The following is a 17,219-nucleotide window of genomic DNA, read 5'->3' on the forward strand; positions in this document are numbered from 1 at the left end:
TCGTAAATAATATAACAAATTCATTTAATGGATTATAAGAAAACAAATTAGAGGCGGTTATTTTTTTGTTTAATTGATTTTAAAGATAAAATTTTGCTTTATTGATATAAATAAAAGTGAATTTTAAATATTTTTAGAGGATTGATAATAAATCTGTAATTTTGCTTCTTATAAATTATCACACACAACTAAAAATTTATGGACAGTCACACAGTTTTCTCGCAATCGATTTCGCTAAATGAGTTAGGGATTGAAAATGCAAAAGTTCGTTACCAATTATCTGCTGATGAATTGCATGCGATCACTTTGCAATCAGGTCAAGGTGTTGAGAATTCTACAGGCGCATTGGCAATTAATACAGGTGAATTTACAGGGCGTTCTCCTCAGGATCGCTATATTGTAAGAGATGGTATTACAGAGGATCAAGTTTGGTGGGGAAATGTAAATATTCCTTTTGAACCAGCTGCTTTTGAAAAATTATATAATAAGGTAACACAGTTTTTATCTAACAAAGAAGTCTTTGTTCGCGATTCTTATGTTTGTGCCGATCCTAATTATAGATTAAATGTTCGTGTTGTTACAGAAACGGCCTGGTCGAATTTGTTTTGTTACAATATGTTCTTAAGACCAGAAGATTCAGAGTTGGCTAATTTTACTCCGGAATGGACAGTAATTTGTGCTCCAAGTTTTATGGCAGATCCTGTTGTAGACGGAACACGTCAATCTAATTTTGCCATTTTAGATTTTACTAAAAAAGTAGCTCTTATTGGTGGAACAGGTTATACAGGAGAAATGAAAAAGGGAATTTTCTCTGCTTTAAATTTCATCTTGCCGGTTTTCAAAGATACTTTACCAATGCATTGTAGTGCCAATGTTGGAGAAGCTGGTGACACTGCAATTTTCTTTGGATTATCAGGAACCGGAAAAACAACTTTATCAGCAGATCCTGCACGTAAGTTAATTGGAGACGATGAGCACGGATGGACTGCAGAAAATACGGTTTTTAACTTTGAAGGTGGTTGTTATGCAAAAGTAATCAATCTGACAGAAGAGCATGAACCGGACATTTTTAGAGCGATCAAAAAAGGAGCACTTTTAGAAAATGTAGTTTTCAAACCGGGAACCAATGAAGTTGATTATGATGATGTTTCAATCACTCAGAATACACGTGTAAGTTACCCAATAACACATATCGATAATATTCAGCCTGGTTCTATCGGGCACAATCCTAAAAATATATTTTTCTTAACGGCTGATTCTTTTGGAATCTTGCCTCCAATCTCAAAACTGACTCCTGGACAAGCGGCTTACTATTTTATCTCAGGATATACGGCTAAAGTTGCCGGAACAGAGGCAGGAGTTACAGAACCACAGCCTAATTTTTCGGCTTGTTTTGGAGCGCCGTTTATGCCTTTGCATCCAACACGTTACGCAGAAATGCTAACCAAGAAAATGGAAGATGCTGATGTAAAAGTTTGGTTAATCAATACAGGATGGACAGGTGGTCCTTACGGAACAGGAAGCCGTATGAAACTAAAATATACCCGCGCCATGATTACTGCTGCATTAAACGGAGAACTGGATAATGTAGAATTTAAAAATCATAAAGTATTTGGAATTGCACAACCGGAAAGTTGTCCTAATGTTCCAAGTGAAATTTTAGATCCAAGAAATACTTGGGAAGATCCTGAGCTATACGATAAAAAAGCACTTGAATTGGCCCAGAAATTCAAAGCTAATTTCGCCAAATTTGAAGAGTTTGCCAACGCTGAAATTTTAGCTGGCGCACCGATTACAGAATAAGGAAGATTACTAATTCAAACTAAAAAAAGCTGTTCAGTGATGAACAGCTTTTTTGTTGGTTTCAAGTTTCAAGTTTCAAGTTTCAAGTTTCAAGTTTTAGGTTGAACCTGAAACTTGAAACCTGAAACAAAAAAAACTATTTCTTAGCGTCGTCGATACGTTTCTGGATCAAATCCCATGCGTAATAGTGAAACGTCATTCCGTTGCTCATGGCTACGAAAAGACCATTTTTAAAACTTCCGCCTAAATTGATATTTGTTACATCGGCACCATCGCATTCAATAGTCGATGTTGGAATTTCTGCTAATAAAGGATAATCGTTCGGATTGCCTTTTGCACCTTCTCTTGGATACACCATAAAAGTATTCGCCTGCTGATTTGATACTAAAATATATCCTGTAGAATCTGTTTTTTTGTAAATCGCAATACCTTCGTTATCTGCTTTGAATCCTGTTTTTCCAAAAAGTGCCAATTCTTTGTTGTCGTTTAAGGCGGGATCTGCTTTGTATTTTCTGATTCCGAATTGTTCGTCGCAATACAAAACAGTTCCTAATTCGTTATCAACGGCAATGGCTTCGATTTCTTTCTTTCCGCTGTAAGCGCCAAACTTACGAACCACTTTTGCCGTAGCAAATTTACCGTTTCCAGAAAGTTCATATTGCCATAAGTAACTTCCGGATGGTCCTGATTTTCTGCCTACAATAGCAAATATTTTGTGATCACTTGAACGTGTGTACAAAGCAATTCCCATTGGGTCGCGTAGTTCTTCGCCTTCAAAAACGGAAATTCCGCCATTGTCTATTGCTTTTAAATCAGGTAAACTGAAAACTCTTATTTTGTTTGATTCGCGTTCTGTAGTTACGGCAACGTCTGTTTTTTTTCCGTCGATTATTAAGCCGTAAGCGATATCAACATTGTTGGGACGCTTTAAAACTTCTGATTTTGCAATGATTTTTCCCTTTAAATCAAAAGCATACAAAGCACCATCTGTATCTTTATCAGTTCCAACAATAATACTTTTAGAAGCATCTGTTGGATGAATCCAAATTGCAGGATCATCAGTATCATGCGGCAAAGCTTCAGTAACAACAGTTGGTTTTACAGCATTTGCAGCAGCGGGAGCAAGTTTGTCGTCTTTGCAAGCGATGAATAAGGTACTTAAAAGTAAAAAGGAAAGAATTGATTTATTTTTCATTATGATTTTAGTTGAATGAAATTAGACAGAACCGTTAAGTTCTGCCTAATTTAAGAAATTTATAAATTGATTGTTACAAGTCGAGTTTCAAGCCAAAATTATATCTGGCCTGGTAATATTCTGCTTGTTTAGTGTGGTCTTTAACTCCTTGATAGTAGCGCAAAGGCTGATTGGTTAAATTGTTTGCTTCGGCAAAAAGTCTAAGTTTGCGAGTAATTTTGAAAGAAGCATTTGCATCCAGAAAAAATTGCTTATCGTAGTAACTGTCTTTATAAGATTCAGAACCTAATTCATCTAAATAATCTGAAGTAAAGTTGGTTGAAATTCTGGCAGAAAAACGTTTGTTTTCCCAGGACAATGATGCGTTGAACATGTGGGGAGTTGTTCCCGGAAGACTGATGTTATTTCTTTCGTTTCCGTCTTCATCCGCAATACCTTTTGCTTTCGATTTTGTGTACGTGTAATTCAAATAGATACCAAATCCTTTAAGAAATTTCCCCGGAAGGAAATCTAACTGACGCTGAAAAGCAAATTCAAAGCCATATACGTCAACAGTATCTCCGTTTCTTGATTGCAAGAATGACCAGTTTTCGCCAGCCGGAATTGGGTTGGACTGATTTGGGAAATCAGCAGCAAATTTTGCAGCATCATATTGATTGTCACTATAATTATATATGAAATTGTCTAATTTTTTGTAGAAAACACCTCCTGAAATTAAACCAACAGATTTGAAATAATTCTCGGCCATGAAGTCGTAATTGTATGAATATGTTGCATCAAGATCTGGATTTCCGGCTGTAATTGCTTTATCAGCAGCAATATTGTTTACATACGGAGCCAATGCATAATAATCAGGTCTTGCCAATGCCGTTGTAACAGCAGCTCTTAAGACTAAATCTTTAGTAGCATTATATTGCAAAGAGATACTAGGCAATAAATTAGTATACGAATTTTTAGTATTGATCTCGCTCTCTAATTCTTCTTCGTTTAATACCCGATTTCCGGTATAATCAATATGAGTGTTCTCTACTCTGAAACCTAAAACCATAGACAGTTTATCATTAAAATCCTGATCCCATCTTACATAAGCAGCATAAATACTTTCTTTTGCATTATAGTTTACGGCTAAAAATTCTGAAGGATCTGATGATTTTTTGAATAATGCTGCGTTGTTTAAATCAAGACTTCCTAAGAAACTTGCAGAAGCAAAACTTCCCGGAACATATTTGCTTCCCGGATTAAAGTTTGTACCATCGTAATAACTGGTTGGAACTTGTGATAATAATGCCATGTCACTATTGACTGGCTCATAAGCATAAAAGTTATTTTCTCTTTCTTTTTCTTTCAATCGAAGTCTAAGTCCGGTTCTCAATCTTCCTTTTTCAGAAGGAATAATTGTAAAAGGAAAACGGATATTTAATTTTGCTCCAAATTCGCTTTCGCTGGTTTCATTTGTGTTTTCTGTAGCCGTTTGAAATTTGAACTTATCCAGAGATTCTCCAGTTGTTGTAATTAAAGGAAATCTGATATCTGATAAATCCTGAGTCATTTCTAATCCTTTTTGACGGTATTCGATATAACGTTCTCCAGGGCGATATTCCCTTGCTTTTGCATAATTGGCAGACCAGTCTAGATCAAGTTTAGAATTGATTAAATGTTCTCCGCGAATCGAGTAATTCTGAACGCGTTGATCTTCTAATCTTCTGTTTTTATCACGATCATTATCAATTCCTCCTTTTGTCTGACGTTTTACACGACCTTTAAATCCTGTAATTTCTTCACCATTATAAATAGGGGCAATATCATCATATGTAGTTCTGAAACGATTTTCTCTGTCGTCTCTCCAGTTGTAAATGGCATTAGCGAAAATAGTATTGTTTTCATCAAATTTATAGTCTAAAGCTACAGAACCGCTGCGGCGAATACGTTGTACATCATATTTTCTAATTTCTGAAGCTTGCAGATATTCATTACCAAATTTATCTTTTACCCATTCGTTTTCGATATTGTCAGATCCGTAATTTACGTTATTGTATGATCCGCTAAAAACAGCACCTAATTTATTGTCAAAAAAGCGATTTCCGTAAACTAAACCTGCTGTATAAGTCGCATGTTCGCGAATTGGCATATAACCTCCTGCAAGAGTTGCAGAGATTCTTTCGCCATTAGGAGTTGCTCTTGTTACGAGATTTACAGAACCACCAATTGCATCTGCATCCATGTCAGGAGTCAACGTTTTGTTGACTTCAATAGTCGAAATCATATCAGACGGAATTAAGTCCATTTGTACGTTTCTGTTATCGCCTTCTGCAGAAGGAATTCGGTCGCCATTTAAAGTTACTGAGTTCAGAGATGGAGCTAAACCTCTAATAATAATATTACGAGCTTCACCCTGATCATTTTGCATTGTGATACCCGGAACACGTTTTAAAGCATCTCCAACGTTGGCATCAGGAAAACGCCCCATTTGATCAGATGAAATGATATTTCCGATATTTTTACTGTTCTTTTGTTGGTTTAATGCTTTTGCCTGACCTTTTAAAATGTCTCCAACAACTACTTCGTTCAACTCTGTTCCTGAAGTTTTAAGCGCAAAATCAATCACATTATTTTTACCTTGTTCTACAATGATTTCGTGAGTTGTGGCATTATAACCAATGTATTTTACTTCTACTTTATATGTTCCAACATTAATGTTTAATAATTCGAAACGACCATTGTAATCTGAAACCGTGTATTTGTTTTCACCAACAATCTGGATCATTGCTCCCGGCAGAGGAAGTTTATCGTCAATATCTAATACTTTTCCTGAGATTATCGCTTTTTGAGCATAACCTGAAAAGGCCAATAGCATAAATATTACTACTAAATAAATTTTCTTCATTGTGTTTTAGTTTGTTTTTTGCGAAACTAGAACCTTAATGTTATTAAAGACGTTGAAAAAAATTAACATAATGTTATGGTTTTCTCTAACATTAGAAATAAATTAATGTTAAAATAACATTTAATAAAAAAGGATTTTTTATAGAGTCAAATAAAAAGAAATCAACTATTTAGCTCATTTTTAATTTTTTGGCTCTAAATTTGCCCTATCAATCACAATCAAAAATCATCAATCATGTTGAAACAATTTTTCATCCTATGTTCTGGGGCTGATCGAGACGTACTCGAAAGTTGCTCAGAAGGCGAACAAACCAAATATGTTGGTATTGGCGCCACCGTATTCTTTACAGCAGTTATGGCTTTCTTAGCCAGTGCCTACGCACTTTTTACGGTTTTTGACTCTGTTTATCCAGCTGTAGCTTTTGGGTTTGTATGGAGTTTGTTAATCTTTAATCTAGACCGATTTATCGTTTCGACTATCAAAAAAAGAGATCGCTTTTTTGATGAATTTCTACAAGCGACACCTCGAATTATGTTGGCTGTCATTATTGCCATTGTAATTTCTAAACCTTTGGAAATTAAAATTTTCGAAAAAGAAATCAATACCGTTTTATTAAAAGAGAAAAATGAAATGGAATTGGCGAACAAAAAGCAAGTAGGTAATTACTTCAAATCAGATTTAGATAAAAATAAAGGCGAGATTGCAGCTTTGAAAGGAGATATTCTGAATAAAGAAAAAGAAGTAAATGCACTTTATTCTACTTATATCACAGAAGCCGAAGGAACTACCGGAACTAAAAAACTGGGTAAAGGTCCGGTTTATAAAGAAAAGCGTGAGAAACACGATGCTGCATTAAAAGAATTTGCAACTCTAAAAACGGCTAATGAAGCTAAAATTGCTGAGAAAGAGAAAACAGGTACACAATTACAAGCCGATTTAGATAAAAAAGTATCTCAAACACAACCTATTATTGAAGGTTTTGATGGTTTAATGGCACGTATAAACGCTTTGGATAAATTACCATGGTTGCCGTCATTCTTTATCATGTTATTGTTTTTAGCAATCGAAACTTCTCCCATTATAGCAAAATTACTAGCGCCAAAAGGGGAATTCGATTTTAAACAGGAAGAAGCCGAAACTGCAATGAAAGCGACTTTGGCACAAAATAAATACCAACGTGAATTATTGGTAAAAACTAGTGCAGCGATGCACGATAAAGTATACGCTGATATCGCCGAAGATAAAAATCTGTACGATCTGCAACGAAAAAATGCAACAGAGTTATTAGAATTGCAATCGAATAGTTTTGTAGAAAAGCAGAAAGCAACTTTGTAGAGAGTTTAACCGCAAAGAACGCTAAGTTTTACGCAAAGCACGTGAAGAAAAGCATAAAGAGGCTGTCCGAAAAGTAATTTCGGGCAGTTTTTTTTTGTTTTACACATTGATTTTTCTTATATTTAAGTACTAAAATCAATGATTATGCAGCCAGTTTTTAAGCCTCATTCGGTTCACCAGCAAGATCTTTTTCCATTGAATTTAAATGATCTGATCCCAGAGAATCATTCTGCCCGATTAATAGACAGTGTTGTTGAACAGTTGGAAATTTCCGAGATTATATCACAGTTTAAAGGCGGTGGAAGATCCAGCTACCATCCTAAGATGTTATTGAAAATATTGTTTTACGGATATCTCAATAATACCTATTCCAGCCGAAAGCTGGCTAGAGCCGTGAAGGAGAATATATATTTTATGTGGCTCTCGGGAGGACTTCAGCCGGATTTTAGAACTATCAATGACTTTAGAGGAAAAAAATTAAAAGGGAATATCGAAAAACTTTTCAGCCAGGTCGTTCTGATGATGGTAGATTTAGAGCTCATTAGCCTGGAGAGACAATTTATTGATGGTACTAAAATAGAAGCCAACGCACATAAATACAGCTTTGTGTGGAAGAAAGCAGTTGAAAAACATAAAGACAGGCTTCAGGGAAAAATCGATGCTGTTCTGGCAGATATTGGTCAGGCTATCGAGTCAGATATTATGCATACTGATAACCAAACTGATACCAAGGTAGACAGTAAGAAATTAGAAGAAAAAATACACGAGATCAACCAAAGTGAAAAAAAGCAGAAGCTGAGTAAACAGCAGAACAAATCACTTCAAAAACTCGAGAAAGAACAGCTTGTAAAACTTAAAGAATATGAGAAACATCTCGAAATTCTGGGGGATAGAAACAGTTATTCGAAAACCGATACCGATGCTACTTTTATGCGCATGAAAGAAGATCATATGGGCAACGGACAATTAAAAGCGGGTTATAATATTCAGATTTCTACAGAAAATCAAATTATTACACATTACTCCACCCACCAGACTTCTACTGATTTTACCACATTAAAGACTCACTTAGAAGGATTCAAAAGCAACTACGGCAAACAATCTGCAAAAGTTATAGCCGATGCGGGCTATGGAAGTGAGGAAAATTATCAACTCCTTGAAGACAAAGAAATTGATTTTTTTGTTCCCTACAACATGTACCGTATCGAAGAGACCCGTAAGCATAAAAACAATTTATTCCACGCACAAAACCTGTTTCATAATAATGAGCAAGACTTTTTGGTTTGTCCAATGGGGCAGCAAATGCCTCGTATCTTTACTAAGAAATCAAAAACTACAACTGGTTTTGAACAGTATCATTCGGTATATGAGGCTTTAAATTGCGCAGGATGTCCTCTGCGGGGGCAATGCTTTAAAGCTAAGGGGAACAGACGGATAGAAATTAATCACAATCTTCAAAGACTGAAATTCAAGGCAAGAGAGAATTTAGAAAGTGAATTGGGCAGGGAAATTTATAGTAAAAGATGTATTGAACCAGAGCCGGTTTTTGGTAACATCAAGCAAAACAAAGGATTTAAAAGATTTACACTTACCAAAACAGCCAAAGTAAATACTGAATTTGGCCTGATTGCTATTGCTCACAACTTTTCTAAATGGATCGCTAAAATCCGTTTGGGCAATTTTAACCTCATTTTTGATCTCGTAGAAGCTTTAGAAAAGTTTATAGAAGACCATTTTAGCCCAAATTTACATTTTTCAAGAAACACTCTGTAAATCTACTAGTATAATAAAAGAAAGAGGTCGTCTTTTCAGACAACCTCTTTCTTTTATAATTTTGCGAACCTTGCGTAAAACTTTGCGTTCTTTGCGGTTAGAAAAATTTACATATAACTCAATATTTCTTTTTTGTAAACATCATATTCTCCTTGCATGATCAATCCATTATCAAGCAATTTTTTGTAATTCTGTAATTTATCAAAAAGTTCTTCTTTAGATAAATCACTTAATTTACGATCGCCTGTGGTAGGTTGAGCAGGTTGAATTGGCTCATATGTTTCCGTATACGATGGAGTAGTAGCTGGCATAATTTCAGCAAAATTTGTTACTTCCTCCGTGTCAACTTCTTCAACTTCCTCTTCAACTTCTTCAATATCATCTTCTTCTTCAATAACTTGTGCAGTTTCTACAACTGGTGTTTCGGCAACAATTGGATTTTTTATTAAATCTAACTGCTCTTTCGCGTAAGTATATATTTTTCTGGCCTGAATTTTCGGAATGTAATCAATCGAAATTGATAAATCAGTATTGGTATTAAATGAGAATTCTGAACCTAAAATGTTTTCTTTTACAAAAGCACCGGCAACATTGTCCCAGGTGTAATCTGTAAAATCCATTGAAAGACCTAAATTTTTAGGCTGGCAAATAATGATTCGTTTGTTTGTTAATACAATACTATCAGGAAAAACAGTAATTGCCGGTTTTTTTTGAACGGCAATATATCCAATTTCTTCACCTTTCATCAATAAATCATGGAGTTTCGAAGTGATTTTTTCAATCGCTTTTGGATCTTGTTCTTCGTTCAGAAATTTTTTAAATTGTTCTTTCATGTTCTATAAGTTGCTAAGTTGCAAATTAATTGAGTTGTTAAGTTTTTTATCTTACGATGCAAATGTAATGCCTAATTTTCTAATTCAATAATTTCATTCTGAATTTTCTTTGTCAAACTTTTGAAAACCAATTCATACGAATGATCGATCAATTCTTTGACTAAAGTATTTGATAAATTCCCGTTTAAGGCAATCGTGTTCCAGTGTACTTTGCTCATATGAAATCCGGGTTTTATCTCGTCATATTCCGCTCTTAATTCCTGAGCGCGTTCCGGATCGCACTTTAAATTGACTGATGGTTCGCTTTTCTCCCACTGAGATAAGGAAGATAATGCAAATATTTTTCCGCCAACTTTAAAAACCAAAGTATTTTCGTCAAAAGGAAAATGCTCGCTCGCGCCTTTCTTCGAAAGACAATATTCGTAAAATGTTTCTAGATTCATATCATTTCTTATTTGCCAATTTCACCTAAATGAGTGTATTTAAAACCTTTTTCATATTTCAATCCGTAACCAAAAATCCGATCCATTGCCGAATGCGAAAATAAAATAATCCCGGCTAACTGAATCGTTTCAATACTTAAATAGTATCCTGTAGCATAAACTAAAAGTGCAATTCCTTTATGATGAAATACGTTGTAAAAAAATGCTCCGCTTTTGTTGCCGAAGAGGTAGCCAAGCATTGATAAATCCGGGGTTAAAATTAAAACTAAAAACCACCACCATTCAAAATTTAAACGATTGAATAAAAAAATCCCAAGAATAAATAAACTTAATTCTTCGAGTTTAATAACTGTTTTCATCATAGTTTTTTCTCCATTAATTTTTCAGGATGTTCCAGAGCAGTAAAACCAAATTTACGATATAAAAAATGAGCATCAGTTGTGGCTAATCTCCAAATTTGAATATTTTTAAGAACTGGTTCGTTCATCATATTTTCGATCAAAATAGATGAATATCCTTTTCCGCGATGTTCTTTGGTAATAAAAACATCCATTACATATCCAAAAACGACATAGTCTGTAATGACTCTGGCAAAGCCAATTTGTTTACCATTTAAGTAAATTCCAAAACAAACTGAAGCATCAATAGTAGTTTGAACTTCTTCAATAGTTCTTCCTGCGGCCCAATAAATATTCTTCAAAAAGTTTTGAATGAACGGAACGTCAAGTTTAGTTTTATCTTTAGATACTGTAATCATAGTTGTTTTTTTTGCCACGAATTTCACTAATTTTCATGAATCATTTTTTTTTGCAAGCATGTAAAAAATTAGTACAAATTAGTGAAATTCGTGGCAAACTTTAAATCTTATATAAAATAGGTTTTGACGGGCTTGCGTCATTTTCAAACGATGCGATTTGAAGATTTAGAATATAATCTCCATCTTCGATTTCATCAGAAACATAAATCATTTCGGTAATTGTCGCATTTAATCTGGCATCAGCGTTTAAGTTTAAAGTGTTTTTTACATTCCAGAATGCTTTGTGTGCCAGTAATTTTCCTTCGTCATGTTCTTTGTCTACACTTGGCAAATCGATTAATAAATGCTGAATTTCGCTTTCGCGGATAAAAATCGCTGCTTCTTCAGATAAATAAGGAGGATTTGTATTCGAATATTTTCTTGACTTTTTGTCTTTTTGATTGGGAAGCGTTCTGATAATAATAGCTTCAGGTTTTGCCAGACTGAGCGAAGTCGAAGCATTTGTCACACTGAGCGGAGTCGAAGTATGCATTTCTTTTTCAACTTGACTTTTAGTAATCACCAAATCATCTCCAATCTTTTCCGGTTCAACCGTAATCAATTTTGCAAAAAAGAAAAATTGTATCAACGTTTGATTAATACTATAGAAATCAGTCGTAATATGCCCTAAACATTCCGTGTGCGTTCCATGCCCGTGCGGATTAAAGAAAATATTATTGAAATTCGTCGATGATTTTCCTTCAGAAACTTTACCAATCCAATCTCCAAAAACTACGGGTTCAATAACTGGTTTTTCAATATACCAGGCAATCGGGTTTTCGTCTGTATTCGTTAACGGAATCGAAATATCAATGGGTTTTGATAAGTCTATTTGATATTTGTTGTCAATAAGTGCTAGCATAATGAAACGCGGATTTTACGGATATTCTAACGCGGATTTTTACGGATTTTTACAATCAGCGTTGCTTGCATCCGTTTTATCAGCGTCCTATTTTTTAGTATTCCAAATTTAAGTAAAACAGATCACTTGCAATTCCATCCGTTAAAAATTTTCCTTTTGCGGTTGGTTTTAAGATGTTATTTTCGATAAAAAGCAATTCGTCATCTAAGAATTTCTGACTTTGTTTTTTTAGATAATTCAGATAATCCAAACCAAATTCGGTTTCGATTCTATCTAAAGAAACGCCCCAAATTGTTCTTAAACCCGTCATAATATATTCGTTATAACGATCAGAAATGGTTAGTATTTCAGATTCTATAGGAAGTTCATCGTTCTGAATTGATTTTATATAAAGAGAATTATTGGCAATATTCCAACCTCTTTTCTCACCATCATAACTATGTGCTGAAGGACCAATTCCTATATATTTTTTGCCCAGCCAATATGCGGAATTGTTTTTAGAGAAATATCCCTCTTTCCCGAAATTCGATAATTCGTAGTGAATAAAGCCATTTTTCTCAAGCGTTTCAACCAGAATCATAAAGTGATTCGATGCCACTTCGTCTTGAGGTTCGGCAATTTTTCCAGTATCGATTAGTTTTCTTAAAGCTGTTTTGGGTTCAACTGTCAAAGCATAACTTGAAATATGTGGAATACCAAAACTTAAAGCAGTCTCAATATTTTTTCTCCACATTTCATCTGTCAATCCGGGGATTCCGTAAATTAAATCGAGCGAAATATTATCGAAATATTTAGTTGCTTCGGTTAAACAATTTATGGCTTCCGCCGAGTTATGGGCGCGATTCATCATCTTTAAATCTTCTTCATAAAAAGACTGAATTCCTATACTTAAACGGTTTATATGGCTTTTTGATAATTCGAAAATTCGTTCTGTAGATAAATCATCCGGATTAGCTTCAAGTGTGATTTCCGGATTTTCGACAACATTATAATTTTTGTAAACTTCAGAAATTAGAAAGTTAATTTCGTCATTACTCAGAACAGAAGGTGTTCCTCCTCCAAAATAGATTGTTTCTATAATTTCACCTTTAAATTCATTTTTGCGCAGGACAATTTCTTTGGCTAAAGCCAAAACCATGTCATCTTTCTTCTTCATAGAAGTCGAAAAATGAAAATCGCAATAATGACAAGCCTGCTTGCAAAAAGGAATATGAATGTAGATTCCGCTCATTTTTTTTAATTAGATAATTAGAAAATGAGTCAATTAGAAAATTAAATATCCACAATACAAGAATTATCTAATTTTCTAATTGACACATTTTCTCATTTCCTCACTTTATCTTCGTTTTGTTTTACAAAAGCATCCCAGCCCGTATAACTTTTGCCGGCAACGATTTTGCCTGAATTAAAGAAATGACAAACCGCCGCTGCCAAACCATCAGTTGAATCCAGGTTTTTGGGTAATTCTTTTAAGCCTAGAAGCTGTTGCAGCATTTTGGCTACTTGTTCTTTACTGGCATTTCCGTTTCCGGTAATCGCCATCTTTATCTTTTTAGGTTCGTATTCTGTAATCGGAATATCTCTCGAAAGTCCCGCTGCCATTGCAACACCTTGCGCGCGACCTAACTTTAGCATCGATTGTACGTTTTTACCAAAGAAAGGGGCTTCAATTGCGATTTCGTCAGGATTGTGCGTTTCGATTAACTCGATAGTACGCTCAAAAATAATCTTTAGTTTTTGGTAATGATTGTCGTATTTGGAAAGTTGCAATTCGTTCAATTGCAAAAATTCCATTTTTTTATTAATGACTTTTATCAATCCAAAACCCATAATAGTGGTTCCGGGGTCAATACCTAATATGATGCGTTCTTTTATCAAGGGGTTTTTTGTTTCAAGTTTAAGGTTTCAAGTTTGAAAGTTGTTGAAAAAATGAGTGAAATTCATTTTCTCATTTTCAAATTGCCACATTTCCAAATTGATTACTTTTGCAGCATGATCTCAATTCCTCACAAAGCTAAACAATTCCTAGTTCTTCTGGTCAAACTTTTAATTGTAGGTGGCGCATTTTATTTTATTTATAATCAGTTGGCGAATAACGATAAACTCGATTGGCAAAAGTTTATCACGTTATTTCGTAAAAATCAATCTGTTTTAGGAATTGGGTTTATATTGCTTCTGAGTGTTTTGAATCGCTATTTTGAGATTTTGAAATGGCAGAATTTAGCCAAAGTCATTCAGGAAATTTCATTGGCAGAAGCCACAAAGCAAGTTTTGGCGGCACTTACAGCAGGAATTTTTACTCCAAACGGAGTAGGGGAATATGCCGGAAAAGCATTGTATTACCCGAAAACTGAAACGAAACAAGTAGTTTTTCTGAACTTGATTTGCAACGGAATTCAGATGGTTCTGACTGTTGTTTTTGGAATTTTCGGATTGCTATATTTCAATGCAAAATATGAGGTCATTACCACTCAGACGGTTGCCATTTTATTTGGAGGTTTTGTGTTGGTTTTTGTGATTTTGTTTTCGTTGAAGAAAATAAAAATCAAAGGATATTCCATTGAGAAGTTATTACATAAGATCAATGAAATTCCAAAACCAATTCATCGTAAAAATATTCTTTTTGGAATTTTGCGTTATTTAGTTTTCTCTCATCAATACTATTTTTTGTTTTTAGCTTTTGATGTTGATCTGCCTTATTTTACACTGATTGCCACAATTGCAGTAGTTTACTTTTTAGCCTCATCATTGCCTACTTTTCAGTTTTTGGATTTTGCTGTAAAAGGAAGTGTTGCCATATACTACTTTGGAATTTTAGGCGTAAACGAATGGATTGTCGTTTTTATTAGTACTTTGATGTGGTTTCTTAATGTAGTTTTGCCTGTGTTTATAGGAACATATTACGTCTTGAATTTTAAAACAAAAGCAGCAGAATTATAAAATAGTATTTATTTCTAGTCTTTAGCTTTAAGAATAACGGGTAAAATAAATTGAGTTTTTACCGGAAGTCCACGTTTTAATGCCGGATTTATTTTTGGAAAATCAACAAGACGGGCATGTAAAATGCTGTCTATTTTGATTGTGTCATAAGCTACTGAATCTTTAGGAAATTGTGGTTCGAATTTCATGGTAGAGTTCGGGAAAACGGTAACTTTTACTTCTATCGTGTCAAGTTGGGGATATAGGATTGAAAGTGTATCAATGTCTAATTTTTGCTGAATGAGTTGCGCCATAACTTCAAAAAAACATTGTTGACGTTGTTTCTTATCAGTGATTTTGTCGCAATTAGTGACTGATGGATATTCGTCGACTTCTTTCCAGTTGATTGATTTTAATTCTTTTTGAAGTAACTCTTTTTCAGACGGAACCTTCTTCTCAAAATATTGACAAGAATTGATAGATAAGAGAACTAAAAAAAGGAAAAACTGCTTCAAGATTTTGATGTTGAATTGAATGAACTAATTAGGTGCAAAAATACGATTATTTTTTTTGAGATGCTTTGTATTGAAGATAATCTTCGTAGCTTTCTGAAAGCCATTGTTCTTTGTTTTGCGCTGCAACTTCTTTTTGTTCAGGATATAAGGATGATAAGCGATCTGAGAAAGCAGCAATTTGAACAGTATAGTTGTAAAAATCTTTTTTAGTTAAAACAACATCCGGATCATTTTTGCGACTAAAGTATTCAAAGAAAAGTTTGTCAAAATCTTTCATAGAAAAATTTAAAACTTTTTTCTTATTACTTTTATAAATACTATCCTGAATTAATTGATCTTCGACAGAAAGCTTTTTGTTTTGTGCATATGTAGTATTATTGATCAAAATAATCAATAAAGTAAATAATGCTATTTGCAAAAGTTTACGCATTGGCTGGCTTTACTAAGGATCTTTAGATACAAAATTACAAAAAAATATATGGATTTACTATTGTTGTTACTCGGTTTTATATGTATGATTGTTGGTGTTTTTGGTAGTTTCTTACCTGTTCTTCCGGGTTTATCCAGTTGTTGGGTAGGTTTATTATTGTTGTATATGACAAAAGCGGTTGAAAATAATTATTGGGTTTTAGGGATTACACTTTTGATTACGATAGTCATTACGATTCTGGATTATGTAATTCCTGCAAAAGGAACCAGGAAATTTGGAGGAAGTTCTTATGGAATTTGGGGAACTAATATCGGTTTGATCGTTGGTATTTTGGCCCCTATACCTTTTGGAGTTATTATTGGTCCGTTTGTTGGCGCCTTTGTTGGAGAATTAATTTATGATTCTAAAAATCATCAGCGTGCACTAAAAGCTGCAACAGGATCACTACTAGGGTTTCTTGCCTCCAGCTTTATCAACTTTATGTTTTGTATTATTTTTCTAGGTATATTTCTGCACACGACATGGGAATATCGAACATTATTGTTTTAATTATGTAATACAGATTAAGCTTTTTTCTTATTTTTTTATTTTTGTATAAAATATTTTTTTACTTTGGTTTGATAACGAAAGCGTTATGTTTATTGGCTGAGAACGTTTTTTTTGTTAAATAATTGTTTGCAGAAGCCTTTACTTTTTAACTTATTTTTTGGAAATGTTAAAATATTTTATATTTTTATCCTGATAAACGATAAAAAGCCTCACTTTATCGGTTATTTTTAATGGATTTAAATAATTTTTAAACACTTTAAGTATGACCCCAAACCTACAAATTGAACTTAGACGTTTTATTTCTTCTAATGTTGTTTCAAAATTGAACAAGTTTTATTTTGAAAATGATGCACTTTTAATCAAGGGAATTGATGTTTCGATAGGTACAGTTTTAATGGGTTTGTACAATAGGGCCGAGGAATCGGGTTTTTGCAAAGAAGTTGTTTCGCAAATACAGGAAGGCTCTACATTTTATCAGGAAGTTGATTTTACATCCGGTCGGATTTTATCGGTAGATGATTGTTATCGGATAGAAGGAAACGCTTTACTGAAAGAAATCTTTACCAATAAAAAGGGTAGGATTTCTGAAATGATCTCTAACGAAGTCGGGATCAAAAGCGAGACCGCCAGAGAGATTCTAAACTTTTCAGCGTTATTAGTTGCTTCTTACCTTAAAAATAATGTCCAAATTTTAGATAGTTTAAAATTGCTACTGGACGATCAAAAAAGAGATATTTTAAATAGCATTCCTCCCGGAATCAAAATTATCCTTGGATTTTCATGTTACGAATCAGTTGAAGAAAAAAACCAATCTATCGGCAGATCTATTTTTACACTTTTTGGTCATAACTTTTTTTAACTTCTGAAAAATAAAAAATCCCG

At 34.0% G+C, this 17,219-nt stretch carries 17 protein-coding genes; 6 read left to right on the forward strand and 11 right to left on the reverse strand.

What is annotated here, in order from left to right:
• Positions 1–198 precede the first annotated feature (198 nt).
• Entirely contained in the window at positions 199–1,803 is a 1,605-nt protein-coding gene (gene pckA, locus QLQ94_RS06920; protein ID WP_271336310.1) for a phosphoenolpyruvate carboxykinase (ATP), read from the forward strand.
• A gap of 136 nt (positions 1,804–1,939) precedes the next feature.
• On the opposite strand, the gene QLQ94_RS06925 is transcribed toward pckA, so the two are convergent.
• On the reverse strand, positions 1,940–2,998 hold the full coding sequence (locus QLQ94_RS06925; protein WP_271336311.1) for a phytase: 1,059 nt from the start codon (positions 2,996–2,998) through the stop codon (positions 1,940–1,942).
• Positions 2,999–3,071: 73 nt separating this feature from the next.
• Entirely contained in the window at positions 3,072–5,882 is a 2,811-nt protein-coding gene (locus QLQ94_RS06930; RefSeq protein WP_482499417.1) for a TonB-dependent receptor, read from the reverse strand.
• A gap of 234 nt (positions 5,883–6,116) precedes the next feature.
• Here QLQ94_RS06930 and QLQ94_RS06935 point away from each other — a divergent pair, with 234 nt between their 5' ends.
• On the forward strand, positions 6,117–7,217 hold the full coding sequence (locus QLQ94_RS06935) for a DUF4407 domain-containing protein (protein ID WP_271336313.1): 1,101 nt from the start codon (positions 6,117–6,119) through the stop codon (positions 7,215–7,217).
• A 138-nt stretch (positions 7,218–7,355) separates the two neighbouring features.
• Positions 7,356–8,990, forward strand: coding sequence for an IS1182 family transposase (locus QLQ94_RS06940; RefSeq protein WP_072959494.1), 1,635 nt, complete (start codon positions 7,356–7,358; stop codon positions 8,988–8,990).
• 107 nt (positions 8,991–9,097) lie between these two features.
• On the opposite strand, the gene QLQ94_RS06945 is transcribed toward QLQ94_RS06940, so the two are convergent.
• The 7 genes from QLQ94_RS06945 to ruvC form a co-directional block, all read right to left on the reverse strand.
• Positions 9,098–9,823, reverse strand: a complete 726-nt coding sequence (locus QLQ94_RS06945) for a PH domain-containing protein (protein WP_271336314.1) — start codon at positions 9,821–9,823, stop codon at positions 9,098–9,100.
• A gap of 71 nt (positions 9,824–9,894) precedes the next feature.
• Complete coding sequence (locus QLQ94_RS06950; RefSeq protein ID WP_271336315.1) at positions 9,895–10,266, reverse strand: MmcQ/YjbR family DNA-binding protein; 372 nt, start codon at positions 10,264–10,266, stop codon at positions 9,895–9,897.
• Positions 10,267–10,274: 8 nt separating this feature from the next.
• Complete coding sequence (locus QLQ94_RS06955; protein WP_271336362.1) at positions 10,275–10,625, reverse strand: DUF4260 domain-containing protein; 351 nt, start codon at positions 10,623–10,625, stop codon at positions 10,275–10,277.
• Positions 10,625–11,023 (reverse strand): GNAT family N-acetyltransferase, encoded by a 399-nt coding sequence (locus QLQ94_RS06960; RefSeq protein ID WP_271336316.1) that lies wholly within the window; start codon positions 11,021–11,023, stop codon positions 10,625–10,627. The genes QLQ94_RS06955 and QLQ94_RS06960 overlap by 1 nt, the downstream gene beginning before the upstream one ends.
• Positions 11,024–11,123: 100 nt before the next feature.
• A complete protein-coding gene (locus QLQ94_RS06965) occupies positions 11,124–11,924 on the reverse strand; it encodes a cyclase family protein (protein ID WP_482499419.1) in 801 nt (266 codons plus the stop codon).
• 94 nt (positions 11,925–12,018) lie between these two features.
• The gene (gene hemW / locus QLQ94_RS06970) at positions 12,019–13,155 is read right to left on the reverse strand and encodes a radical SAM family heme chaperone HemW (RefSeq protein WP_271336318.1); all 1,137 of its coding nucleotides are present in this window, start codon (positions 13,153–13,155) and stop codon (positions 12,019–12,021) included.
• Between the two features lie 92 nt (positions 13,156–13,247).
• Positions 13,248–13,802, reverse strand: coding sequence for a crossover junction endodeoxyribonuclease RuvC (ruvC, locus tag QLQ94_RS06975; protein WP_271336319.1), 555 nt, complete (start codon positions 13,800–13,802; stop codon positions 13,248–13,250).
• Positions 13,803–13,916: 114 nt separating this feature from the next.
• Here ruvC and QLQ94_RS06980 point away from each other — a divergent pair, with 114 nt between their 5' ends.
• The gene (locus QLQ94_RS06980; RefSeq protein WP_271336363.1) at positions 13,917–14,864 is read left to right on the forward strand and encodes a lysylphosphatidylglycerol synthase transmembrane domain-containing protein; all 948 of its coding nucleotides are present in this window, start codon (positions 13,917–13,919) and stop codon (positions 14,862–14,864) included.
• Positions 14,865–14,878: 14 nt separating this feature from the next.
• Here QLQ94_RS06980 and QLQ94_RS06985 read toward each other — a convergent pair whose 3' ends face one another.
• Both QLQ94_RS06985 and QLQ94_RS06990 read right to left on the reverse strand, forming a co-directional pair.
• Positions 14,879–15,358 (reverse strand): hypothetical protein, encoded by a 480-nt coding sequence (locus tag QLQ94_RS06985; protein WP_271336320.1) that lies wholly within the window; start codon positions 15,356–15,358, stop codon positions 14,879–14,881.
• 46 nt (positions 15,359–15,404) lie between these two features.
• Entirely contained in the window at positions 15,405–15,788 is a 384-nt protein-coding gene (locus tag QLQ94_RS06990) for a hypothetical protein (RefSeq protein WP_271336321.1), read from the reverse strand.
• Positions 15,789–15,836: 48 nt separating this feature from the next.
• On the opposite strand from QLQ94_RS06990, the gene QLQ94_RS06995 reads away from it, so the two are divergent.
• Positions 15,837–16,337, forward strand: a complete 501-nt coding sequence (locus QLQ94_RS06995; protein ID WP_271336322.1) for a DUF456 domain-containing protein — start codon at positions 15,837–15,839, stop codon at positions 16,335–16,337.
• 262 nt (positions 16,338–16,599) lie between these two features.
• Positions 16,600–17,196 (forward strand): DUF937 domain-containing protein, encoded by a 597-nt coding sequence (locus tag QLQ94_RS07000; protein ID WP_271336323.1) that lies wholly within the window; start codon positions 16,600–16,602, stop codon positions 17,194–17,196.
• The last annotated feature ends 23 nt before the right edge of the window (positions 17,197–17,219 follow it).

Source organism: Flavobacterium sp. B114r (genome assembly GCF_056824125.1).

Excerpts from the sequence above, each read along its gene's own strand:
- pckA (WP_271336310.1), top strand. The coding sequence starts at position 199 with ATGGACAGTCACACAGTTTTCTCGCAATCGATTTCGCTAAATGAGTTA.
- QLQ94_RS06925 (WP_271336311.1), bottom strand. The coding sequence starts at position 2,998 with ATGAAAAATAAATCAATTCTTTCCTTTTTACTTTTAAGTACCTTATTC.
- QLQ94_RS06930 (WP_482499417.1), bottom strand. The coding sequence starts at position 5,882 with ATGAAGAAAATTTATTTAGTAGTAATATTTATGCTATTGGCCTTTTCA.
- QLQ94_RS06935 (WP_271336313.1), top strand. The coding sequence starts at position 6,117 with ATGTTGAAACAATTTTTCATCCTATGTTCTGGGGCTGATCGAGACGTA.
- QLQ94_RS06940 (WP_072959494.1), top strand. The coding sequence starts at position 7,356 with ATGATTATGCAGCCAGTTTTTAAGCCTCATTCGGTTCACCAGCAAGAT.
- QLQ94_RS06945 (WP_271336314.1), bottom strand. The coding sequence starts at position 9,823 with ATGAAAGAACAATTTAAAAAATTTCTGAACGAAGAACAAGATCCAAAA.
- QLQ94_RS06950 (WP_271336315.1), bottom strand. The coding sequence starts at position 10,266 with ATGAATCTAGAAACATTTTACGAATATTGTCTTTCGAAGAAAGGCGCG.
- QLQ94_RS06955 (WP_271336362.1), bottom strand. The coding sequence starts at position 10,625 with ATGAAAACAGTTATTAAACTCGAAGAATTAAGTTTATTTATTCTTGGG.
- QLQ94_RS06960 (WP_271336316.1), bottom strand. The coding sequence starts at position 11,023 with ATGATTACAGTATCTAAAGATAAAACTAAACTTGACGTTCCGTTCATT.
- QLQ94_RS06965 (WP_482499419.1), bottom strand. The coding sequence starts at position 11,924 with ATGCTAGCACTTATTGACAACAAATATCAAATAGACTTATCAAAACCC.
- hemW (WP_271336318.1), bottom strand. The coding sequence starts at position 13,155 with ATGAGCGGAATCTACATTCATATTCCTTTTTGCAAGCAGGCTTGTCAT.
- QLQ94_RS06980 (WP_271336363.1), top strand. The coding sequence starts at position 13,917 with ATGATCTCAATTCCTCACAAAGCTAAACAATTCCTAGTTCTTCTGGTC.
- QLQ94_RS06990 (WP_271336321.1), bottom strand. The coding sequence starts at position 15,788 with ATGCGTAAACTTTTGCAAATAGCATTATTTACTTTATTGATTATTTTG.
- QLQ94_RS06995 (WP_271336322.1), top strand. The coding sequence starts at position 15,837 with ATGGATTTACTATTGTTGTTACTCGGTTTTATATGTATGATTGTTGGT.
- QLQ94_RS07000 (WP_271336323.1), top strand. The coding sequence starts at position 16,600 with ATGACCCCAAACCTACAAATTGAACTTAGACGTTTTATTTCTTCTAAT.